A 22,478-nucleotide genomic window follows, 5' to 3' on the forward strand; every position below is an offset into this window, starting at 1 on the left:
CCGCCACAGATTAGGTTAGAATGGCGAAAAATCTGACCTAAAGCTTCTTGGTAAAACCAATGCATGTCGACATCACAACGCATATGGCTCGGGCTAAACGGCATGCCGTATTTGTCGTTGTCCCGCGTTTCAACCTGACCACGCTGATCACCATGATCGAAACCATGCGGATCGCAAATTACCTGGCGCCAGAACCGATGTTTTCCTGGGACATCGTCTCGTTCGACGGTCCTGAGATTGTTGCCAGCAATGGCATGACGACCGCAGTTGACACCGACTACGGGAGCCTCACTCCGGCAGGTTTTGTGTTTGTGTTGGGCAGTTGGGGTACTGAACACTACGAAAACACCGCTTTACTCACCTGGTTGCGAAAACGCGCACGCGCAGGCGAAACTGTTTGCGGCGTTGAATTGGGCAGCTACATCGTCGCACGTGCAGGCCTGTTGGACGGCAAACCTGCGACTATTCACTGGTCGTGGTTGAGCGGGTTCCGGGAATCCTTTGATCGGGTCGATGTCCATGAGTGTCTGTTCACTATTGACGGCAAGGTAATGACGTGCGCGGGCGGGTTGGCTGGGGTCGATCTGATGCTAAGGCTGATTGAATCCATCAGCGACAGCGGCTTTTCGGGGGAGATTGCCGACCAGATGCTGCATCACCCCATTCGCGACGCCGCCTCACCCCAGCGCAGCACCATGGGCCGGAGCACGGAAACCATGCTTCCGTTGATCCGAGAAGCGATGACCCTGATCGAAGAAAACATAGAAGAGCCGCTCAAAGTGCCCCAAATCGCTGATGTTCTGGGTGTTTCTCAGCGTCAACTGGAACGCCAATTCAAGAAACACGTGGGCTGTACCGTGGTGCAATTCGGCTTATTGCGCCGATTGCAGAATGCTCGCCTACTGTTGATTTCGACCGACCTCAGTGTACGCGAGATTGCCACCGCATCAGGATTCAATACACTGTCACATTTTGCCTATTCATTCGGTAAATTCTTCGGCCGGCGCCCATCCGAATACCGTGAGGCATGGCCGAAAAGCGAGCCGGCACCCAGCTGGCCCGGCTCTCTCTCGGATTTCTTGTCCATTCTGAACAACGTGCCCGCTCAAGGTTATCCCCCGCGGGACTGACGCAGAGCATTCAGCACTGCAACTATTTCGCGATCCCGTTGGGCTGCCATGTCCTCGAAATCTCGGTCGCCGGCGACAGCGTTGCAGCCATCGACCATGCGATCGCGCAATTCCTTCGTCAGCTCAGGTGCCTCCAACCGGGTCCAGGGCAGTTTAAGCGCCGGGCCGAACTGATCCAGGTTGGTGGCCATGCCTCCGGCACCACAGGCCACGTGAAAAGCCATACACTGACCCTGCGAGACCATACGAGGCGCCGGGCCGTTCATGAGTGCGATGTCGATGTCTTCCGGCGTTGCCTCTCCATTGGCGACCATATGCAGGGCCTCTCGCCAAAGCGCCTCTTGCAGTCGGGTCGCGACAAAGCCGGGGATCTCTTTTTTCATCATCAACGGGGCCTTGCCCGCTATTTCGTAGAATTCCCCGGCCCAAGCCACCGCCTCTGGTGATGTCTGTTCGCCGCCCACGATTTCGACCAGTGGTAGCAAATATGGTGGATTGAAGGGATGGCCGATCACACAGCGTTCCGGTGTCGCGCAAGTCGCTTGGATGTCGGTCATCATCAAGCCGGACGTGGAAGAGCCAATCACGACGTCTGTTGGCAAAATGAGCCCGAGTCGTTGATAAAGTGCCTGCTTGATCTCAAGACGCTCGGGCGCGCTTTCCTGCACAAATTCGGCGCCGTCCAGCGCAGCCTCCAGATCAGTGACAATACGCAAACGGTCAAGCGACGCGCCAGCAGCAAGGCCCAAATCCGTCAAGCTTTTCCAGGCAGTATGCAGGATCTCGTAGAAAGCATCAGTTTCGCTCGCGTCATGCAAATAGGCGGTCACATCATAACCACGCGCAAGAAAATGCGCTGCCCAGCCGCCGCCGATGGGGCCGGCTCCAATGCTGGTGATGCGGGTGATCGATGAGGGGTCAGGATACATCACTCACCCTTGAATTTGGGTTCACGCTTTTCGACAAAAGCCGCGACACCTTCGGCCGCGTCATCAGATTTCAGCATCTTGCGGTAGATCGGCATCGGATCGGTGCGCATCTTGTGAAAGGCCTGTTCCAGCGGCACGCACTCGATCTCGCGCTGCACTTCCTTGACGGATTGCATTGCAAGAGGCGCTGACCAGGCAATCGAGGCCGCCCATTCCCGGGCCGCTGTCATCAATTGATCCTTTGGAACCACCTTGTTGACCAACCCGTAATGCGCTGCCTCGGTGGCGGTCATGCGACGGCCCAATAGAAACATCTCCATCGCGATATTGTGCGGTATTCTCCGAGGCAGGCGTTGTAGTGCCCCCGCATCTGGAACGATGCCCAAAGGCATTTCAGGCAGGCCAAACTCCACATGATCCGCCGCAATCAGCAGATCACAGGCCATGGCCATCTCGAATCCACCGCCGATTGCAAGACCGTTGATGGCCGCGATAACCGGCTTGTTGAGCGCCCAATTCTCGGTCAGACCCGTGAACCCGCCAAACCCGTAGTCATCACTCTCCCACCAGTTGTCGAGTTGCATTTCGCCCTCGTTCAGGGCCTTCAAATCCCACCCGGCCGAGAAAATCCGATCTCCGCCCCCGGTCAGAATCGCGCAACGCAAGTCCTTGTCCTCGTGCAGCTCCTTAAACGCCGCGGCCAAGGCCTGACTGGTGGGAACGTCGATGGCGTTTACTTTGCCCCGCTCTAGTGTGATTTCCAGAACGTGGCCGTCGCGGTGTGTTTTGACCCCTTCTGCCATTGCTTCAGTCCTCCTTGAATTCCGGCATGACCTCGTCGCAGAACATGCGCAAGGATCGCTGCTGCGCCGCGTGATCAAGCCCCATCGAGGCATAGTAGATGAACTCGTTCACACCGAGCCCCTGATATTTCTTGAGCTTTCCAATCACACGCTCAGGTGAACCGAACATTAGGTTTTCTTCCAGCATCAAGGGATCATACTGTTCCCGGCCCTCCAACTGATCCAGCGGAATGGAAGCAGGAAAACCATCTTTGACATCGCCCAAATTGCGATAGAGGTTTTCGAACTGGCTCAGCAATCGTCGCACCGCCTTCATCGCGTTTTCGCCATCGGCCGCATTGTCGTAAACGCAGGAATGGCGCATCAGCGCAAAACGTGGAACCCAGCCATTATCCGCTTTTTCAATCGCCTCATCGAGTTGCTTTTTGTACAGCTCGGCCTCAGCGAACGGGCGGGTGAAAGGCCAGCAATTCACGTGGCAGCGTTCACGCATGGCGTAGTCATAGGTGATCGGCGAGCGCGCCGCGACCCAAACCGGAACCTCGGCTTGCAATGGTTTGGGCACCGAGGTTGATGTCGGGAATTGCCAATATTCGCCTTCATGCGCATAATCGCCCTTCCACAACTCGCGCACCGTGGGCAGCATCTCTTGCATATAGCGCCACGCATCAGATTGCTTGAGGCCCGGCTTCATGCGATCGAACTCGCGCTGATAGGCACCTGACCCGATACCAAACTCCAACCGACCGCCGCTTAAAAGATCCAGCATCGCGGCTTCACCGGCCAGGTTAATCGGGTGCCAGTACGCAGCGGTCGCCACCGCCGTACCAAGCCGGATCCGGCTGGTCTCGGATGACCACCAAGTCAGCAGTTGGAACGGGTTGGGCGCAATCGTCATTTCCAGCGCGTGATGCTCAGCAGCCCAAACGATATCGAAACCGCCATCCTCGGCGATTTGCACCATCTCCAATGTGTGGCGCGCGACGTCTTTCATATCAAGACTGTTGTCGATCCGCTCCATGTTTACGGCAAGTTGGAATTTCATGCTCACCTCCCTCAGCGCATTACAAACGGGTTCGCCATCGGCTCATCCGATGTGTTCATCCAGACCGTCTTGGGCCGGGTGTAATCGTAGATCGCCTGGAACCCGCTTTCGCGGCCATAGCCTGATCCTTTAACGCCACCAAACTCCGCTATCGGCGACACAACACGGTAGGTGTTCACCCAGACGATGCCGGCACGCACCGCATTTGCCATGCGCAAGGATCGCGCGCCGTCGGTGGTAAAGATGCCCGCCGCCAGCCCATGTTCGGTATCGTTGGCCAGTTCCAGCACCTCAGATTCGGTCTTAAAACGCTGGACGCAAAGTACAGGGCCGAAAAGCTCTGTATCGACGATACGCAGATCCTGCCGTGGGCAGTCGATGATGGTTGGCTCGAAATATAGCCCTGCTTTGCCTTCCGGCTGCTTGCCCCCCACCAGAACTGTGCCGCCCTCTTCCTGAGCGAAGGCAACCTCGCGTTGGATGTGGTCCAACTGTCCAGGGGTGCAAAGCGGCCCCATCTGAGTTTCCTCGGCCAGTGGATCGCCAATGAGGATCTGCTGCGCCTGCGCCACCATCCTGTCGAGAAACTCATCCGCGATGTCCTCGTGCAAGTAGAGCCGCGATCCGGCGACGCAGCTTTGCCCTGTCGCGCCAAAGATACCGGCAATCGAGGCATTGACTGCACTTTCGATATTGGCGTCATCAAAAACAATGAAGGGCGACTTGCCGCCCAGTTCCAATGAGACCTCGGCAAAGTTGCGTTTTGCGTTCTCCAGCACATGGCGCGCGGCATTTGGGCCACCGGTAAAAGAGACGCGCGCCACCAGTGGATGCCCGGTCAAAGCCCGTCCACAGGGCTCACCATGACCCGTTACGATGTTGACCACACCAGGCGGGATACCGGCCATTTCGACAAGTCGCCCAAACTCCAGCATGGCCGCGCTGGCATGTTCGGATGCTTTTAGAACAACCGTATTCCCGGCAGCCAATGCCGGGCCGATCTTGACCGCTACAAGGAACAATTGCGAATTCCAGGGCACCACGGCAGCAACCACGCCCAGAGGTTCGCGCTTGGTAAAGACAAACATGTCAGGTTTGTCGATGGGCAGTGTCTCGCCGCTTACCTTATCCGCACACCCAGCAAAAAAGTGGAAAAACTCGGCAATGTACTTGGCTTGCCAACGCGTTTCCTTGAGCATCTTGCCGGTGTCGATGGATTCAGTTCGTCCCAGCTCTTCGGAATGATCCGCCAGAAGATCGCCCAGCTTGCGCAGGCATTTGCCGCGCTCGGTCGGTGTCATCCGCGCCCAGGGGCCGCTGCTAAAAGCAGTGTGCGCCGCGGTGACTGCGCGGTTGATATCATCCTCAGTTGCCTCTGGAACACGGCTCCAGACCTCACCATTGGCTGGGTTGACGCTGTCAAAAGTACCGCCATCCGCAGCGTCGACCCAGTCGCCATCAATCAGCATCTGATAGTTTTTGACATCAGCCATGGCGTGCCTCCCCCCTGATTGTTGCCTCCCTATTCATGTCTGCTTTCGCGCCTCAGGGTTATGAAAATACGACGCAGTCTGTCGAAAAATCCGGGTCTCGCATCCGATCATGGGTGCAGGCTGTTCCAAGGGGAGGCTTGGAAATGGGTAGCAAAAAGCAGGTTATCGGAGGTCCACTGGAAATTGGCGGACGGGTTCTGTCGCTGTCCCGCGCCATTCGGGCAGGTGATTTCGTTTTTCTGACAGGGCAAATTCCTATGCGAGACGGCGTGCCTATGACCGATGGCACCGTCGAAGAGCAGACCCGCGCAGTTTTGGACGACATCACCAAGACACTAGCCAAGGCAGGCTGCACCCGCGACGATGTCATCAAGGCCATGGTCTGGCTGCGGGAGCGCGACGATTTCCCTGGATTTAACGCCGTCTACGCCGACTATTTTCCAGTCGAGCCTCCAACCCGGTCGGCTGTGGTCAGCGATCTTCTGGTGGATGCCCGCGTTGAGGTCGAAGTCGTAGCCTATCGCCCCCTCAAGGACCAATCCTGATGGGCATAGCACCAGACGGAACCCATTTAAAAATGACAGGACCAGAAGGTGCGCCTGTTGTGGTAATGATCCATGGGCTGGGCCTGAACCAGGATTGCTGGCAATGGACGATCCCTGCACTGTCTGATCGCTTTCGCGTTCTCACCTATGATCTATATGGTCATGGGCAAAGTGCCCCGCCACCCGAACGCCCCAGCCTTTCAATGTTTTCACGCCAGCTAGAGAGCTTGCTGGACCACTGCGCCATCCAAAGCGCGGTTATCGCAGGGTTCTCGTTGGGTGGCATGATCGCGCGTCGGTTTGCCCAGGATGTGCCACAACGGGTTTCAGCTCTGGTGATCCTTCATTCCCCTCACAAACGGACCGACGCCGCACAAGAGGCAATCTTGAAACGGGTGGAACAGGCACGGTGGGACGGACCAAAGGCAACGGTCGAAGCTGCGCTGGACCGGTGGTTCACCGATGCGTTCCGCCAGTCCAACCCTCGTATGATGGAGACGGTACGCGACTGGGTCATGGCCAATGACAAAGCAATTTACCACACTATCTATCGCGTGCTGGCCGATGGTATCGACGAAATTGTTGCGCCAAGCCCGCCGATTTCTTGCCCGGCGCTGGTGATTACCGGTGATGAGGATTTCGGCAACGGGCCTGACATGGCCTATGCCATCGCAAGCGAGATTGCGGGGGGCAGTGCACTTATCCTCCCGGGACTGCGGCATATGGCACTTGCCGAAGACCCGGACGCAGTGAACAAGCCACTCCGCAGCTTTCTCAACAATCTGGATCTGAAGCCATGAGCACCAAAATCCTCAAAGGCCTGCGTGTGTTGGATTTGAGCCGGATGCTTTCAGGTCCCTATTGTACAATGCATCTGGCGGATCACGGGGCCGAGGTGATCAAGATCGAAGGCAAACATGGCGACACCAGCCGCGGCAACGGACCGTTCCGTCAAGACGATCCGGATCATGCCTGGGCCGGCTACTTTGTAAGCCTGAACCGCGGCAAGAAAAGCGTGCAGCTTGATCTGAAATCGTCCGAGGGCTGCGCGACTTTTCGAGAACTTGCGGCAACGGCGGATGTCATCGTCGAGAATTTCCGCCCGGGCGTAATGGATCGCCTTGGCCTGTCTTATGAAAGCCTTGCTGCCGACAACCCCCGGCTCGTCTATGCCGCGATCCGTGGCTTTGGCGACCCGCGCACAGGCCAAAGCCCCTATGCCAACTGGCCTTCGTACGATGTGGTTGCGCAGGCCATGGGCGGTCTGATGTCCGTCACCGGACCGAATGCTGACACACCCACCAAGACCGGACCTGGGGTGGGTGACATATTCACCGGCATGATGATGGCTTTCGGTATCATGACCGCCCTGCGCGAGGCCGAAGCGACGGGCAAAGGGCAGTTTGTGGATGTGGCCATGTATGATGCCATGATCTCGCTCTGCGAAAGAATGGTTTACTTGCATAACGTGACAGGAGAGGTGCCCGGACCGGAAGGCAACGGGCATCCATTCCTTTCCCCGTTTGGCCTTTACCCTGCAGCCGATGGCCACATCGCGCTTGGTATTGTCGATGACGCGTTTTGGCAGCTTTTGACACGGCTGATGGGGCAACCGTCACTTGGACAAGATGACCGCTTCTCCACAAGGGCGGCCCGGGCCAACCATGCTTCCGAAGTCAACAAAATCGTACGCGATTGGACCCGACAACGGACTAAGGAGCAATTGACGGCAACACTGGGTGGCCAGGTCCCGTTCGGCCCGATGAACAATATCTCGGACATCGCGGCCGACCCTCATGTAGCCAGTCGCGGCATGCTGGCGAAGGTCCCGCATCCGGATGCGGGGCATGAACCTTGGATCGTGGCAGCAAACCCGTTGCGGTTCGGTCGACACCGCCAAGGTGCACTGACGACCCCTCCTGCGCTAGGTGAGCACAATAGCATTCTGGAAGGATTGACCCCACCGGAGTCGACGGAACCCTTAGCCGGGAAGGCGCTGCGCGACGCCTTCGGGCGCTTTGCCACCGGTGTGACAGTGGTAACTACCCGGCAGCCGGACGGGACCCCGCGCGGGTTCACGGCGAACTCATTTACCTCCGTTTCTCTCGACCCACCTCTACTCCTGGTTTGTGTCGGTAAGCAGGCCTTGTCCTTTGAAACCTTCCTGCAGGCGGATCATTTCACGGTCAACGTCCTGTCGGACGACCAAAAAGAAATCTCGGGCCTTTTCGCGTCTCAATCAGCCAAAAAATTCGACATTGCAGCCTGGCAACCTGACGCGCGGAACATGCCCACGATAGACGGTGCGCTCGCCCGGTTCAGCTGTGCCCGACACCGTTTGGTCGATGCTGGTGACCATCTGATCCTGATCGGCCGCGTGGAGGATTTCGAAACGCGCGAGGGACATCCGCTGGGCTACTTTCGCGGTGCCTATTTCGATTTGGGGCTCAACAGTGCCCTGACAGAGGCCGCCACTGCAGGTGGTGTGACCGTCGGAGCGGTACTGGCCAACGAAGATCGGGTCCTACTCTCCGTTGACAAAAGCGGGCACATTTCAGTGCCGGTTGCTCCTGCAAATAACAATTCTGCAGATGGGCTGATCACTGATCTGTCAAACCGAGATTTGATTGTAGAGCTGGCGCATCCTTATGCGGTTTATCGAATATCCAAAAGTGGGACGCAGCGGATCATCTACCACGGAAGCGTTCATGGGCAGCCCCCTGACGGCATGCAATACTTTGGTCTCGGCGACTTGCCGCTGGAACGCGTACGCGACGGGGCTGAAAATTCGATGTTGCGCCGTTACGCAAAGGAAAACAGCCACGGTACATTTGGTTTCTACCACGGAACTGAAGTCGAAGGCGTCGTACACACACCGACCGGGCACCACAGCTATCACGTTTGACAGGAGAAGCAATATGATCCCCGAATTGCGCAAGGTAGTCACCTTTGATGAGGATATTCACACAGAAGGAGGCCGACCTTCGGAACCCGTGTTGCGCATGATCGGCGTGGCAGCGGTGGTCAGAAACCCTTGGGCAGGACGTGGCTTTGTCGATGATCTTTCACCAGAGATTCAGCGCATGGCGCCAGTTCTGGGAGAGATGCTCACCAACAGACTGATCGCTCTGGCGGGGTCAGGCGATGCGATAGAAGCCTACGGAAAAGCCTGTATCGCCGGGACAAGTTGTGAGATTGAACATGCCTCCGCGCTTATTCACACCCTGCAGTACGGAAATTATTATCGTGAGGCAGTGGGTGCAAAAAGCTATCTCGGTTTCACAAACACGCGAGGGCCCGCGAACACCCAAATTCAGATCCCGCTGATGGACAAACATGATACCGGGCGGCGGTCGCACTACCTGACCGTCCAGTTTTCAATCTACGACGCGCCGGATGTGGATGAACTTGTTGTGGCTCTGGGGGCATCAACCCGTGGTCGCCCGCACCACCGGATCGGCGACCGATACTCAGACCTCGCTGCCTTGGGAAGGGATGTGGAGAACCCGGCTGGGGTCTAGTTTGTTACGATGATGATGCGTATCAGGTAATTGGCTTGAGGCAAGTTGTTGTCTTCGATGCAGACCAACTCAGCACGAGAGCTGACAATCAACAAATAAGGATTGGGCGCAAAATCGCCAACGACCGCCGCCTCCTTGATGGGGTATTCTGGGTCGGCTAAACCGGAGTCACTTCGCGTTCAGCCGGAAGCGTTTAGAAATGCTCAGACACTCATCATCAGGCAGCGAGCGCCAAACATGGAGTTCGCTCAGGGACACCAACCTCATAAAAAGCGGCTTTACAACTACTACCCACCTCCCTTTTTCTAGTGCGTCTAGCTCATTTGGACAGAAATAACAGCAAGGAAGTTTGTTCCATGCAACTGTGTCAGCCACAGACAAAGCTCTCATTCGCAGCGGCTACATGAAAGCCTTAATCAAAACCTGTTGCGGACATCCTGTGTTTAGTCTGATAGGTCGTCTGTTGATGTGTGATCGCCGGAGCCGGAAAGACTGAAATGCTTGTTACAGTTGCTGTCGCCGGTTATCGATCTCTCCGAAATCTGGTTCTGCCACTTGCTCCCCTGACGGTAATTACCGGTGGCAATGGGGTCGGAAAGTCGTCGCTGTATTGCGCGCTTCGAATGTTGAGCGAGGTGTCACAAGGTAGTGTCATCTCTACACTCGCGTCTGAAGGAGGGTTGGGCTCCACAATGTGGGCGGGGCCTGAAGTGCTGTCTCGAGGGATGAAAACGGGTGAAGTACCCATCACCGGAACGACTCGGAGCAAACCAGTCGGCCTAAAGCTTGGCTTTGCGTCCGAAGACTACGGGTACGCAGTCGAGCTTGGATTGCCAGCAGAAACCTCAGCCTTTTCTAATGATCCTGAGATCAAGTCCGAAGCATTGTGGATCGGCGAGACATTGAGCCGACACAACGCGCTTGCAGAGCGCCGTGGCCCGTGTGTACGGGTACGGTCGGAGTACGGTTCTTGGAACCAGGCGGCCACTACCCTTCCACCGTTTGACAGTATGATGACCCACGCAGCCGATCCGAATAACGCATTAGAGCTGCTGCATTTACGAGACCGTATGCGGAATTGGCGGTTCTATGATCAACTTCGGACTGATCGTGAGGCCCCGGCCAGAAGGCAACAGGTCGGCACCCGAACTCCAATTCTTGCAAGTGACGGCTCGGACCTGGCGGCAGCTATTGAGACAATTCGGGAAATCGGCGATGTGGCAACACTTGAAAAGACCGTCATGGACGCATTTCCGGGAAGTTCAATTGAGGTTCATGCGAAAGATGGGTTATTCAGCCTCACAATGAAACAGCACGGGTTGCTGCGCCCGCTCAGCACTGCGGAATTGTCGGATGGGACCCTGCGATACCTGCTCCTCGTGGCGGCCTTACTGACGCCACGACCTCCTAGCCTGATGGTCCTAAATGAGCCCGAAACAAGCCTGCATCCTGACTTAATCCCACCTCTAGCTCGGTTGATCAAAGAAGCCTCCGCGCGAAGTCAGATCATCGTCGTTTCTCACAACCGAGCGTTAGCCAAAGCTTTGAGCAAGGGTAATGCGCTCACGCATCACCTCGGCAAAGCCACTGGGGAAACCTTTGTCGAAGCGGCGGAACCCATACCTTGGTCGTGGCCCAAACGATAGCCTTTAGGGAAGTGCTAACAACGCGCGCGATTGAGTTGTGCGTTACACGGAATCGCCTTGACCCACACTGACCTCGCGCGCGATATAACCGCATGGTTTCCAAATCTACGGTACAACTTGCCACTATCTTGTATGGCTTGAGTTCATCGATTGTAGTGGCCGAAAAGGTTCATTTTTCTGGACTCTATGTCCCGGAAGGTCTTTCGTGCGCGGAAGGCGCGCGGATTTCGGAGGAATATGGGGACCTTCGTGCCGGATACGTCATCTATGACGACGAGGGGCGCAAATCGGACGACGGGTCTTGTGCTTACGCTCAAGTTCAGGCTCTTCGCGGAACCGCGGTGCAAATCGTTGATCTGGCCTGCTCATTTGACGGTGCAACCTATTCTTACCGCCAGCTCTTAACCCCGCTTGAGAAAAATAGGCTGCTGGTTGTAAACTCACCAGACGAAGAAACCTCCACTTACCAGATCTACACTTTATGCGGATGGGTTCCTGAGAGCTGAATGCGGTAGCGCTCTCCCGGCGACTTCGTGAACTAGTCTTAAAGGAAACTCATCAGGCGGTTGGCCACACTAGATTTAGCAAAAGAATAACGACTGCAAAGGCGACCGCAAGTGTCAGCCGCTGTCTTCCCTTGCTCTTTCCGTCAAGGACACCGGTAAGCTGCATTAACCAATAGGTGGCGTAAAGTAAGGCACCAGAAGCAAGCGCGTGCGCGACATCATAGTTCATAGGTTTTCCGTCATTTGATGATTCCATAAATCTCAATGATGAGTGCAGATTCCCGTTATTTCCATGGCTAAGATGATCTCCGGGCCGTATTCTGCATAACCTAAATCGGTGCAAGGTTAGTTACATCTGGGTCGCCCGTTGAAAAGCCCCTCTATGGCCCACTTATATCCCTGCGGCGTCGCAATCAAAGAATAAGGGCAACGATACTAATAGGGCTCGAACGTAGTAGATGACGTATTCGCTAGGGTAGAACATAAAATGTCGTTTTCTACATTCGTCGTTGCGTTGGTTACAATCGGTTGCGTGCCTGTGAATTCGACAATCCACTAGTATGCTCGCCGACCATCGTTGAGCCGCTCGATATTGCTGGGCGGACCCTGATCCAAAACCACCGACAGGGTGTCCTGTCACGCGCCGCCTTGCCGGACGGAATCTGCACATCCCGCCAGAAGCAGAAAGCTGAAGATCAAGGCTGCGGCAGAGAGTGCTATCTAAGTTTTTCGATAATAGATTTTCCTCTAGCAGACCCGTACAATTGTTCTATTTCGATGCAGGAAGCTGCGCTAGCTGAGTCATTGGTATTCACGCACCGCGAGATCGGCGGCCTCCTTGGGAAGGATGAGGTTCCATCGCCTGTTCGCGATCTCCTCTCTGACCGTCACGGCGCTAACCATCCTGTTCCCAACTCGCAGCTCAAGGTCCTTTCCGATCTTCGCTCTTGTCAGGCCCGCCACGGCGAAAGCAGCGTCTTTGTTTAGCTCGAGCCGAAGGATCACTTGCTCATTGCCGGTCTCTTCGGTGCTCATTTCGCGGACAGCAGCAGGCATTAGAGCAATCGGGCCGATGGAAATCCAGTCAGGAAATCGCTCTACCACGCATACCGGGTAGTCCCCTGGATGTCTTCCACCGCCGAGGTCCAGGCAGTTGTCCTCCTGTACGGCCAGCTGTACACGCGCGCCCGCCCAGAACGCGGCAGTCACCAGCACTACCATCGCCGCGACTAAGGCGAAGAGCCGCATTAACGGTTCCAAAAATAGAGAAACAGCGACGTCAGAAGCATCGCCACTGCACCTAAGGTGAATATCCATCCAAGGCCGAGAAGGAAAAACGCTTCGCGCAGCACTCCGTCCTCGTCAATCTGCACACCTTGCACCCAATAGAGGACCCATAAAACCGCACCAATGGTCAAAGAGAACAGCGCCGAGATCAGGGTCACTTTCGCGGCGCGCCTAGTTGCACTGATCATATCGATAGTCTCCGTATTCGATCCAACGCTCTGAACCATCTTCAAAAACGAGAAACTCGGAACGGTCCTGGCCCAAGAGAGCGACGATAAAGCCACGCGGCGGCTCTGCATTGCCGAAGTAGCTGTAGGACGTCATTGCGACCATCGTTTCACCGTTGACCGTAACACGCGCGTCCCAGTCGCTGCCGGTGTCGACAATGGCATATTCGATCTGTCGCTGAGTGCCGCCCCCGCCGCAGTAGACTACGCCTTCAGGTGCTTCCGGAAGGGAACCTGAACCCGACGAGGCGAGGTTACTACAACTGCGTTTCAACGAACGGATGGCCGCCGAAGACCCCTTCAATTCGAGGATCGCATACGAAATGTCCTGATCGGTCATAGAGAGATTGAGCGTCGCGTTAGCGGCAATCTGATCCAGAACAAACACGTAGTCATTGGCGTCATTGAACTCAATTTCGACGGGGTAATTGTCCACAACCCGGAAGGAACTGTTGGCCCGCCCGGCCTGAAACGCACCGACTTCAGCTGTGCCGTTGCTCATGAATCGAAACGAAAGCCCCTGCTTGTTCACGATGTCTTGGCTGTCTTCATAGCCTGCTGGAGCAAACCGTATGCGGTCGCATTGCAGTTCTAAAGTGATATTGTTCGCCTGAATGAATGCATTAGGGCTTGGGCCTGAACTAAACTGCCAATCTGCCATTGCCGACAATGGAGCAGCGAGCAAAAAGGACGTAAATAATGTGGAAAGCCAGTTCATTTATGACCTCATTATTGTAGAGAGCGAAACCGGCGGCTGCCGGTGTTCAAATTCGTGAGAGCCGGTTGACTCATCAACCTAGTGCCCAAAGCCACACCCGCTTCACATCTTTTTTCCTCTTGGAATAGGCGGCTCTTTAGACCGCCCGCTTCAAAGAGCTTATCCCTCACCCATGAAGAACACGGACGTGACAGCGCCGGACGGAGTCGTCTCGCAGACCCAGAAATTTTGCGCGCCGGGTACGTTCATGAGCAGGCTAAAGCCATCGTCAAGGCGAGTAACGTCGTTCACTGACGAACCGGTGACACCGACGGTAGAGTTGACATCTGCGACGCAATTGGCGCGCGCGACGGCCTCACCGTCACCAGAGCCGGGTTGCGTCGTCTCGACACAGCCTGCGACAGCCGTTGCAACGAAGACTGCAAGGCCAATTTTTGAATAGTTAGACACTTATTCCCCCCAATTTGATTCTGTTGGTTGTTGACAGTCGGAATAGCGAGACCCGTGCAGGCAAACCGTAGATTCTTCCTTAGTATTCTCCCAAACAACTTTACTACGTCCCCGCAAAACCTCTGACCAAGTCTGCGTCATAGCGTCAAACTGGAGCGGGACCGTATGCATTATCGCCTTCTTGTGACGGTCGACTCAGCCACCAGATCATGAGCACTGAGAGTATGAGTTGCAGAATACCGACAACCATCAACCCGGTGACACCGAGGAAAGCCGCTGGGCCCCTCAGAGTTTCAGGATCATTCGCGCCTTGCTCGAGCGCAGAGAACACTGCGATGCCACTGAACAGCATGAGCACAGTCGCGATGCTTAGTGCTGCAGGCAAAAGCAAATACCAGCCCGGTCGTCCTGTGTCGTGCAGTCGACGCCATCCAGCAGCCAGCATGGGTATTAGAACGGCAAGCTGAAAAATTGGGGTCAGGACTTGGATGCCTTGTCCGGTTTCGGGATCCGTCCCAAAGATTGATGCGTCGACGATTGCAAAGACGAGGCTTACGAGAACAACAAACAGCACAAACCACCAGTACTCAGACCTCACTGCACGCCCGGAAAAAACAAAGTACTTTCCAAAGCACGTTTTGGTTGCTTGAACAAATCCCATATTTCCGAACTCCTTAGAGCGGCGGCCCGATCTCTCTGAAATCATGGACCCTACTCCACGGCTTAGTCAATCGCCTTGGCACTGCTCCCTCAAAACCGGTGAGTGTCCAAATTCGCCACCTTAGAATCTTCTCTGAAGCAGCGCTCGGTTTCCCTGCTGCGGTAGTACAAAATGCACCTAGTAATCCCGACCCATACCGTGGCCTCCGTGTCACCTCATCATGCTTTTTGAGTGAAGCACGCTTCTGGGGTAAACCAGACGCGAAGACGCACGCACTCTTTCTCGGGCGTCGATACTAAACTGTCAGGTGGGGTCGGCCGGTCAAAATGTGGGCGCGCGCCGCCATTCGGGATCGAGAGCCCGCAACTCTTGCAGGGTCCCCGCGCCATGCGCTGCGCCATAGAGGACAACGACGTTACCCGGAGCGGCATCGATCACGGCTGCCAAGTGCCTGTTACGTGCGTCAATTGTGATCTGCGTGACCCGCGCGGGGTCCGCAGTCGGCAGAACGAAGTCTCTCATGGGCGTCGACAGGTTCTCTTCGCTGATTTCGAGTGGTCCAATCAGCATTTCGTAGGCGTCTGCGATTTGTGCTGGTGTCAGATCCACGTTCACATCCTGACCACCGGGGAAGCCAAGGAAAGCCTCGTTGTCCTGTGCAACAAGACCGTCCGACACGTTCTCGGCATAGAAGGCCGGCGAGGGAAGCATGCCCAGCATTGCGCGTATCCTTAGTTTGTCGGCGACGCTGGCCGTGTCGAAGTCGATAAACTCGTAATAGAGGTCCGCTCCATTTAGCTTGAGGCGTTCGACCTCAGCGGCAATACGATCATAGAAAGGCTGCTCGGCGATATGGATCATGGGGATGAAATACAGGCTTCGCTCGCCATTGGTGAAGGTAAAGCGTTTTGCGCCACCTGCAGATCCATCGACAATGAAGTCTTCCTCGGTCAAGGTGCCAATGTCGCCAGGTGGACCCTCGGGTATAGGATCCCCCGCAGCGTTGTTCCCGATCACAGCTGCAGCCAATAGTGAGATGGCAAACGATGTTGACAACTTTTCTCTGAAAGATTTCGTTGCACTCCTCGCAGTGGCCGTGATTCTTGTAATGGTTGCCATTGTTGTGGGGACGCAAGAAAAAATGAATTGGGACGCGGACATGGATGTTTCTTACCTTCGCGGTACGCTGAAAAATGTGTAGCTGTTCGTCTGGGTCAGGATTGGCACACCAGTCTGTGCCATGAGTTCATCCATATCCGTCGAACCGGTTGAACACGCTACAAGATCGGCAGCGTCGTCTAGGAAATCGAGGGTAAAAGCGCTTTCGCCAACGAGGCGGCAATCATCAGCAGCGCTTCTGTAGCCGCGGACGAAGATCAATTCCGGATCAGGTTCGCTTATGGCAACCTCAGGAGTAGTTTCAATGCACCCCGAAACAGCCAGCACCGATGCGATAGTGCCGATATTGAGCATAATCATTTCGAGGTGTCGTTTCAAATACGCTACTCCCACTCTGCGCGCGTGCTGCGCCACACCTTTTCTTCTGCATCCCATACGCTGGCTACGATGCAGGGCGTTGGGTTGATACCTTCACACTGCGAGCCATGCACATCCGCCAGAAGCACCCGGAACGGGCCGATGTTCGCCATCTCCCAACCCTGATTGAGAAGCGAAAACGCACGATCCTCGATCAGGAAATGGGACATGCAACCGCCTGTACCACAATAGAGTGATGCAGCGGTCGAACACGAGAATCCACTTTCGTCCAGCCCCCAGTCCCGCTGGAGGTCTCCGTCCAGATCCACGCGGCGAACCGCACCGAACTCCAGGGCGAACTGTCCGTTCTCGAATTCAGAACAAGCCCTTTGGGCGGCTTCGACCTTTTCGGCCAACCGCGCCGGCAGCGCAGACCAATCTTGTGCAATTGCTGGACCAGTGTTGAATGCCGTCAAGATTGCACAGAGAAAGAACGCCCATTTCCGGGCATCGTCGCGGTTGCTCTTTCTGGCTATCTTAGTCTCCATTTTCGATTCTCCATCATGTACCTAAGGTTCCGCTGCATGGTTCGCCGGTGTTGTCACCGAATTCGATTTAGTTTCGTCACCATCACTGAAGACAAGGAATTTCGACCGTTCTTCGCCAAACAGCCCGAACTGGAACCCTGTCGGCGGCTGTGATCGAAAAAGCTGTGCGACGTCATCGCGCGAATGGTATCGCCATCAAAAGCAACGCTTACACTCCAAGGGTCGTCTGGCTCTCTCACGAAAGCGTTGTCGATGACCTTCTCTGCGGCACCATTTCCGCAGCAGACTATGCCTTCAGACGCTTCCATGATCCGAGATTTCGACACGCCGGAGTTGCAGGCTAAGCGCTGGGAATTGACCGCCGTGGACGAGCCTTTGAGCGTGGCGAAACCGATATCCAGTCCAACTTTCCGCACTTCCACCTTGGGGCTCCTTTCCCTGCAGAAGAGTACATCTGCAGTTCGCCGCGACGCGTGACAGTTGGGAGCAAACATCATCCGCGCAATCCATAATTCGAACACTGGCATTCGACAACTCGCTGCACTTTGCTTGAACGGCCGCTTTAAGCGCTTCGTCGCAGCAGACGGACGTAACTGGTGTGCTTTCTGCATGCGCGAATACTCCGGGCAGAGTTCTTGCAGTTTCGTGAGTAAATTCTATCGCGAGGCGAATAATCTTCAAGCGGCACTGTTGCACCGCGGCCCCCCATCAAAAACCATTTGCCATAGCGGTCTTTCATTCGAATATTTTTTTGTGCTCAAATATTCTCCGGATGATCGCAAAAGGTTGTGGCCGCGTTTGTGAAGTTAGTGGGGAGAGCTTATGGAAACAAAGGATCGAGTTCAGGCAAGCGTAGCGCCGTACGTTGATCGCGCACCTTTCACTAAGCTCACACTCGGAGCCTTGGCGTACTTCTTACTGCCCGGCATTGCCCAGGCCCAAAGTTCGCAATCTTGCGCTGAAGTTGGTGCTCCGCGTCAAGAATACACTGCTGGAACAGAGACCATTCTTAGCGGGCAGACGATATCTTCTACTGTTAAAACCTGCCTGCCAATTCCAAACGGGCCCATCACGGCGCTTCTGATTGGTAATTCCACCATAACGCCTTCTGGGGAAATTGAGCTGTATGTCCCGGGGCAGAGTCAAAATCCAGACAGAGCATCGGTACTGACTTTGTTGAACGTCGATGTCGCGGCAGGGAGCGGCGACTTTGTTTCACGGGAGGCCCTGACGACGCAAATCAACGGCAGACTACGAGTCAATATTGTAGGGACTTCGATAGGATCAGGACGGTCCATGACATTTGCGCCCGCAAATGGGAGTGATGTTGACCCAACCGAGGTATTTTTCCAATCAGACACGCCGTTAACTTACGATAATTTGACAGTAACAAACGCGACGGAAATCGCGTTTGGTGTGATCAACATTCAGACAAGAAGCGCTCAAGCGTCTGATTTTACACTGACCAACAGTTCAATGTCGGCCACCAGCAATATGGTGATCGGTGCTGGTTCAACACTTCGGCTTGACGCGTCCAGCAGCTTAACCACGGTCGATTTTGATAACTTTGGTACTCTGGCCGGCAACGGCACCGTGAACGCATTCAATTTCAACGTGAGAAATGGCGCTGTTCTTTCACCGGGCTCCTCGATTGGGACGTTGAATATTAATAGTGCAATTTCCTTCGCTGCGGGGTCGACGATTTTGTCGGAAGTCGACCCCGCAGCGGCACAAAAAGCGGATCTGGTTTCGTCAACAGACGCAGTCACTGGTATCAACAACGCCACCATACAAGTCGAAGCCGCTCGTCCAGGCTTGACTGCGCAGGACTATGCTGCTGGCAACGACTACACGGTTTTTCAAGCCTCGCGTTTCGATGGAAACTCCCCAACTCTTGTTGCCGGAGGATCTCTGCCCGCCCTATCCAGTCTGAGTATCTCAAACACGCCAACCGCAGACGGTAGAATTGATATTGCGTTTTCGACCCTCCCCGTTTCGAGTTTACCGCAACATCCATCAGTTGTTGGATCTCCCAATGCAAGCAACCTTGCTGGTGCGGTGGCCAACACCACAAACACGTCTCCAGGAACCAACCTGACCAACGGCACAACCTTGGGCAACACCGTTAACACGCTTACCAATTCAGGCCTGGCTGGGTTTAACCGTGTGCACGCAGAACCCTATTCCTCCAATTTGACCGTTGGGCTTGAGCAACTTGACCTGATAACCAACACTGTGCTGAGCCACGCTGACTGCCGCAAGTATCAAGCGGTTGGCTTCAGCAATGCGGATCAACCCGTTGCAGCAGGCGAAATCGACACGGCCCTGAGCCCGAGTGGCGCAATTGACTGCTCTGATCGGCGCTGGTGGATCGACACGGCCTATGTGAGCGGGGACGTTGATGGAAGTAACGGCCTTGGGACATTCGACTATTCGCTGGGCACCATTTTGGTTGGAGCGGACGTCGCAAGTACGGATCGAGGTGTGGTCGGCGTTTACGCAGGCTTCGGGACATCCTCCATGGATGAGCACGATCAAGTCGATCAGGACTTTTCGACCGACAGCTATCACGTGGGCGTCTATGGGCGTACGACAACCGGAACATGGGAGTTCTCTGGGCTGATCGGTTACATGTTCGGTGAAACCGACGCCAAGCGGCGAAACCCTTCTGTTGATGGCTTTACGGGCGGCGAAGCAAAGTCAGATTTGGACCAAGAGGGAATCCACGCCGGTATCCAGGCACGGAAGCTGTTTAGCCTGGACAACGGTGCTAGGGTTTCTACGGTTTTTGGATTGAACTACGGACGCATCAGACAAGGCTCAGGCACAGAAACCGGCGGTGGCGATTTCAACTATTCCATTGAAAAAGCGAACGCAGAGTCTCTGGTCGCTTCCATTGGAGTTGACTATCAACAGGACTTCTTGACAGCGAATGGCTTGCTAACCCCAATCGCCTTTGCCCGGTATGAATATGACTTCTTTGCCAACAAGGACAATGAGCACGAAATCACTGTAACAAGCCCGATATTTGGGACATTCACGCAAGTCGGACAAAACCGAGGGGCAAACGGCTTCGTTCTTGGTCTGGGGCTAGGGTATCAGATCTCTGATCTGGCCAGACTAACGGCAGGATATGGCTATTCAGTTCGCTCCAACGGCCAAGAACATGGCCTCGGTGCAAACTTAAGCGTTCGGTTCTGATTAGGGCGGACCGACGAAGAGGAGTGGTAAGCTAGCTGCAACAACTTGCGGAAGCTATCGTGGCGGTGTGAACTTCATTCTCTAGCGATCAAAATTTGGGGATATTAAAAACATAAAGCCGCGATTTCTTGGCATCGTCTGTCAGGATATAGAGAAGCCCTTTGGTCTCATCGAGAGCGATTCCTTCGGGATGTTTAACTTCCTTTTGTTTGCCATCTTCTGTGAACGTCAAACTGATAGACTTTACGGACTTGAACTCTGGATTGTAGATGAAGATTTGACGTCCTTTGTCGCTCAAAATCCAAAGAGAACGTGAGGACGGGGACCAGGCTAAGCCGCTCAAATCCAGTTCATCGTCATTCACGCGATCAGACACAAAACCAGATTCGCGATACAAAGGGATGATTTCATCAATCTCAGTTAGCTCTGGTGACAATACTAACAACAGCCGCGGCTGCCCTTCGATAACCACGAATACTCGCCCGGTGTCCGGATCGACGGTGATGCCCTCAGGTCCCTTGTTCAAAGGATTGCCGAGGAGCATTTCAGCAGCGGCCGAGTAGCCCTTGAGGGCGGCAAGTCGAACTGTTGTTATTTGAATGGGGTCGGACGGGTGAAGGACTAGAATTGATCGATCAGTTTCCTGAAGCACCAAAACAGAACCATCTTTTCGTGATGTGACGCCCTCCAGATCTGACCCCGCCAACGAAGGCAGCTTGAAAGAGTTTCCTAATGCCCCGTCGACTCCAAGTAGGTGCAGTTTAGGTTCAGCGTCGCTTACTGACCACAAGAAGCCTTCAGCGTTGGACAGAGACAATCCGGAAGGCTCCGAGAAGCCCTCCGATTTATCCGCCACCTTGAATGAGTCGATGAGTGTCAAGCCGGGACTCTCGGCATGGGCGAGCTCGATCCAAGCCAGAAATGCAAAAGTAGTGCTTGTATAAGAAGCAAATGTCCCAAGCTTGGGGAAGCACCGTGAGAATCCAAGTTTCGACCGAAGTAGCTTGTGTTCTGACATTGGATTTTCTCGCGCTTGGAACACATCCCTGTATCAGCGTTCGTATCACAGTCCGGATGCGATGTCCGAAGAATGCAAGGTAATCTCTTTACCTGATCCCGCCTGTTGCGATTGAATTGGACAAGATTTGCCTTTGGCGGAACGCAATCTGCTAGCGTAAGCAGGAAGGAAGTTAAGTTGAACAAGGCTTTCCCACTAATGGCAGGGTTATTGATGGCGTTGTTGCCAAGCGCTGCGTTGTCACAAATCGACCCCGCGACCATGTTGGCCGGTACTTCGGAGTCGGAGATACTTATCGAACGGCGTTGGACGCAGTTTCGTGGTAAACAGGAACTGTATTTTTTTACTCTCGACGTCATCGTAACTGTCATATTGACTGGACTGATCGTTTATCACCCTGTGAGGCGGAGAGCCCGCAGAAGTGTCAGCGATATCGTCATGCCGCGACTGTTCTTCCTATACGCGCTTGTCGGCATGGCGGTTGGGTTTCTGGTCGTACAGCACGGATCAATGATCGGGTTCGTGATTTTTGGAATAGGAGCTCTGTTAAGGTTCCGATCAAATATGGATGACCCGGTCGACACGGTGGAAATGATCATAGTCACCGTGCTTGGGCTCGCGGTAGGGCTGGGCTTGCCCTTAATGGCCACACTGGTGGCGGTTGTATGTTGGTGTTTCATTTGGCTCGGTGGACGAAACAAGGGCGTGGAAATTTCGCTCAAAGCTTCAGACGAAGAACACTCATTGAACGTCAGCGGGGCCATTGAAGCCATGGCGGCAGACGCTGGTTGGAAGCTGATCAGAAAACACCACGTCCCCGGAAAATCTCGGGTTTCATTGCTTTTCATCACCTCGGGTGGACTTTCAGAAGCCCGGATAGAAGAGATGATAAACGATCTGGTCCCTGATAAAGTTGAGCTGAAACTCAACCTCTAATCATTTCACAAGGTCTAAGCGTTTCAACACCGCATTCGGGGATCTGATCTCTTTCGGGAGCGACTTGAAGTTTGCTGACCTTTCGAAATCAGGCCCTCGATATACTGCTATCCCAAACTCTCCGTTTGGTTGGAACGTAACATGAGTGAAGCTGTGAGGTGATTTGGCATTGTCACCAATAAGCCGTCGCGGGCCACCTCCCAAACAAGCTTGGGAAACATAAGCCACACCGTCTTTCCAGCCTGGGTAGAAGGCATGATGGTGCCCTGACAAATGCAGTACGACACCGCTTTCCAGGTGGATTTTTTCAAGTGTCGGATCACCGATGATTTCGCGTT

General features: G+C 54.7%; 25 protein-coding genes. 9 read left to right on the top strand and 16 right to left on the bottom strand.

Annotation, left to right across the window (positions count from 1 at the left end; genetic code table 11):
* The first annotated feature begins 59 nt into the window (after positions 1–59).
* Positions 60–1,130, top strand: a complete 1,071-nt coding sequence (locus tag ACR0KS_RS19645) for a GlxA family transcriptional regulator (protein WP_170418318.1) — start codon at positions 60–62, stop codon at positions 1,128–1,130.
* Here the strand turns inward: ACR0KS_RS19645 and ACR0KS_RS19650 are convergent.
* The 4 genes from ACR0KS_RS19650 to ACR0KS_RS19665 are packed head-to-tail and all read right to left on the bottom strand — an operon-like array spanning position 1,112 to position 5,400.
* Positions 1,112–2,059 carry a 3-hydroxyacyl-CoA dehydrogenase NAD-binding domain-containing protein gene (locus tag ACR0KS_RS19650; protein WP_170568167.1) on the bottom strand — a complete coding sequence of 316 codons (948 nt, stop codon included), beginning with the start codon at positions 2,057–2,059 and terminating at the stop codon, positions 1,112–1,114. The genes ACR0KS_RS19645 and ACR0KS_RS19650 overlap by 19 nt on opposite strands.
* Positions 2,059–2,862, bottom strand: a complete 804-nt coding sequence (locus ACR0KS_RS19655) for a carnitinyl-CoA dehydratase (RefSeq protein WP_170568168.1) — start codon at positions 2,860–2,862, stop codon at positions 2,059–2,061. The genes ACR0KS_RS19650 and ACR0KS_RS19655 overlap by 1 nt, the downstream gene beginning before the upstream one ends.
* Positions 2,863–2,866: 4 nt before the next feature.
* Positions 2,867–3,907, bottom strand: a complete 1,041-nt coding sequence (locus tag ACR0KS_RS19660; RefSeq protein ID WP_170486588.1) for an LLM class flavin-dependent oxidoreductase — start codon at positions 3,905–3,907, stop codon at positions 2,867–2,869.
* An 11-nt stretch (positions 3,908–3,918) separates the two neighbouring features.
* Positions 3,919–5,400 (bottom strand): aldehyde dehydrogenase, encoded by a 1,482-nt coding sequence (locus tag ACR0KS_RS19665; protein WP_170568169.1) that lies wholly within the window; start codon positions 5,398–5,400, stop codon positions 3,919–3,921.
* A gap of 143 nt (positions 5,401–5,543) precedes the next feature.
* Between ACR0KS_RS19665 and ACR0KS_RS19670 the strand changes: the two genes are divergently transcribed.
* From ACR0KS_RS19670 to ACR0KS_RS19695, 6 genes are all read left to right on the top strand, one after another.
* Positions 5,544–5,945, top strand: a complete 402-nt coding sequence (locus ACR0KS_RS19670) for a RidA family protein (RefSeq protein ID WP_170418304.1) — start codon at positions 5,544–5,546, stop codon at positions 5,943–5,945.
* 32 nt (positions 5,946–5,977) lie between these two features.
* Positions 5,978–6,745 carry an alpha/beta fold hydrolase gene (locus ACR0KS_RS19675; protein ID WP_254447392.1) on the top strand — a complete coding sequence of 256 codons (768 nt, stop codon included), beginning with the start codon at positions 5,978–5,980 and terminating at the stop codon, positions 6,743–6,745.
* Complete coding sequence (locus tag ACR0KS_RS19680) at positions 6,742–8,850, top strand: CoA transferase (RefSeq protein ID WP_170486591.1); 2,109 nt, start codon at positions 6,742–6,744, stop codon at positions 8,848–8,850. Before ACR0KS_RS19675 ends, ACR0KS_RS19680 begins: the two co-directional genes overlap by 4 nt.
* 13 nt (positions 8,851–8,863) lie before the next feature.
* Positions 8,864–9,466, top strand: a complete 603-nt coding sequence (locus tag ACR0KS_RS19685; RefSeq protein WP_010443804.1) for an amino acid synthesis family protein — start codon at positions 8,864–8,866, stop codon at positions 9,464–9,466.
* Between the two features lie 497 nt (positions 9,467–9,963).
* Positions 9,964–11,112 (top strand): AAA family ATPase, encoded by a 1,149-nt coding sequence (locus ACR0KS_RS19690; RefSeq protein WP_170568170.1) that lies wholly within the window; start codon positions 9,964–9,966, stop codon positions 11,110–11,112.
* Positions 11,113–11,204: 92 nt separating this feature from the next.
* A complete protein-coding gene (locus tag ACR0KS_RS19695; RefSeq protein WP_170568171.1) occupies positions 11,205–11,618 on the top strand; it encodes a hypothetical protein in 414 nt (137 codons plus the stop codon).
* A gap of 52 nt (positions 11,619–11,670) precedes the next feature.
* On the opposite strand, the gene ACR0KS_RS19700 is transcribed toward ACR0KS_RS19695, so the two are convergent.
* From ACR0KS_RS19700 to ACR0KS_RS19745, 10 genes are all read right to left on the bottom strand, one after another.
* Positions 11,671–11,847: a hypothetical protein gene (locus ACR0KS_RS19700; protein ID WP_157769979.1), complete on the bottom strand. Its 177-nt coding sequence runs from the start codon at positions 11,845–11,847 to the stop codon at positions 11,671–11,673.
* Positions 11,848–12,419: 572 nt separating this feature from the next.
* Positions 12,420–12,866: a hypothetical protein gene (locus ACR0KS_RS19705; protein ID WP_010443799.1), complete on the bottom strand. Its 447-nt coding sequence runs from the start codon at positions 12,864–12,866 to the stop codon at positions 12,420–12,422.
* Positions 12,866–13,093, bottom strand: a complete 228-nt coding sequence (locus ACR0KS_RS19710) for a DUF3955 domain-containing protein (RefSeq protein WP_170568172.1) — start codon at positions 13,091–13,093, stop codon at positions 12,866–12,868. The genes ACR0KS_RS19705 and ACR0KS_RS19710 overlap by 1 nt, the downstream gene beginning before the upstream one ends.
* Positions 13,077–13,850, bottom strand: coding sequence for a hypothetical protein (locus ACR0KS_RS19715; protein WP_170568173.1), 774 nt, complete (start codon positions 13,848–13,850; stop codon positions 13,077–13,079). The genes ACR0KS_RS19710 and ACR0KS_RS19715 overlap by 17 nt, the downstream gene beginning before the upstream one ends.
* A gap of 159 nt (positions 13,851–14,009) precedes the next feature.
* Positions 14,010–14,300, bottom strand: coding sequence for a hypothetical protein (locus ACR0KS_RS19720; RefSeq protein WP_170418286.1), 291 nt, complete (start codon positions 14,298–14,300; stop codon positions 14,010–14,012).
* 145 nt (positions 14,301–14,445) lie between these two features.
* Positions 14,446–14,961 carry a DUF805 domain-containing protein gene (locus ACR0KS_RS19725; protein ID WP_029622284.1) on the bottom strand — a complete coding sequence of 172 codons (516 nt, stop codon included), beginning with the start codon at positions 14,959–14,961 and terminating at the stop codon, positions 14,446–14,448.
* Positions 14,962–15,282: 321 nt separating this feature from the next.
* Positions 15,283–16,017, bottom strand: a complete 735-nt coding sequence (locus ACR0KS_RS19730) for a hypothetical protein (RefSeq protein ID WP_010443788.1) — start codon at positions 16,015–16,017, stop codon at positions 15,283–15,285.
* 114 nt (positions 16,018–16,131) lie between these two features.
* The gene (locus ACR0KS_RS19735; RefSeq protein WP_170418283.1) at positions 16,132–16,458 is read right to left on the bottom strand and encodes a hypothetical protein; all 327 of its coding nucleotides are present in this window, start codon (positions 16,456–16,458) and stop codon (positions 16,132–16,134) included.
* Positions 16,459–16,463: 5 nt separating this feature from the next.
* Positions 16,464–16,985 carry a hypothetical protein gene (locus tag ACR0KS_RS19740; RefSeq protein ID WP_010443783.1) on the bottom strand — a complete coding sequence of 174 codons (522 nt, stop codon included), beginning with the start codon at positions 16,983–16,985 and terminating at the stop codon, positions 16,464–16,466.
* A 53-nt stretch (positions 16,986–17,038) separates the two neighbouring features.
* Entirely contained in the window at positions 17,039–17,596 is a 558-nt protein-coding gene (locus tag ACR0KS_RS19745) for a hypothetical protein (RefSeq protein WP_010443781.1), read from the bottom strand.
* A 211-nt stretch (positions 17,597–17,807) separates the two neighbouring features.
* Between ACR0KS_RS19745 and ACR0KS_RS19750 the strand changes: the two genes are divergently transcribed.
* Entirely contained in the window at positions 17,808–20,186 is a 2,379-nt protein-coding gene (locus ACR0KS_RS19750) for an autotransporter family protein (RefSeq protein ID WP_480693317.1), read from the top strand.
* Between the two features lie 88 nt (positions 20,187–20,274).
* Here ACR0KS_RS19750 and ACR0KS_RS19755 read toward each other — a convergent pair whose 3' ends face one another.
* Entirely contained in the window at positions 20,275–21,066 is a 792-nt protein-coding gene (locus ACR0KS_RS19755; protein ID WP_170568218.1) for an SdiA-regulated domain-containing protein, read from the bottom strand.
* A 315-nt stretch (positions 21,067–21,381) separates the two neighbouring features.
* Between ACR0KS_RS19755 and ACR0KS_RS19760 the strand changes: the two genes are divergently transcribed.
* Positions 21,382–22,140, top strand: coding sequence for a hypothetical protein (locus ACR0KS_RS19760; RefSeq protein WP_170389721.1), 759 nt, complete (start codon positions 21,382–21,384; stop codon positions 22,138–22,140).
* On the opposite strand, the gene ACR0KS_RS19765 is transcribed toward ACR0KS_RS19760, so the two are convergent.
* Positions 22,141–22,478: hypothetical protein (locus ACR0KS_RS19765; protein ID WP_480693318.1), on the bottom strand; the 338-nt coding region annotated here is incomplete at its 5' end. It lies immediately after the preceding gene.

The organism is Ruegeria sp. BC7 (genome assembly GCF_056539165.1).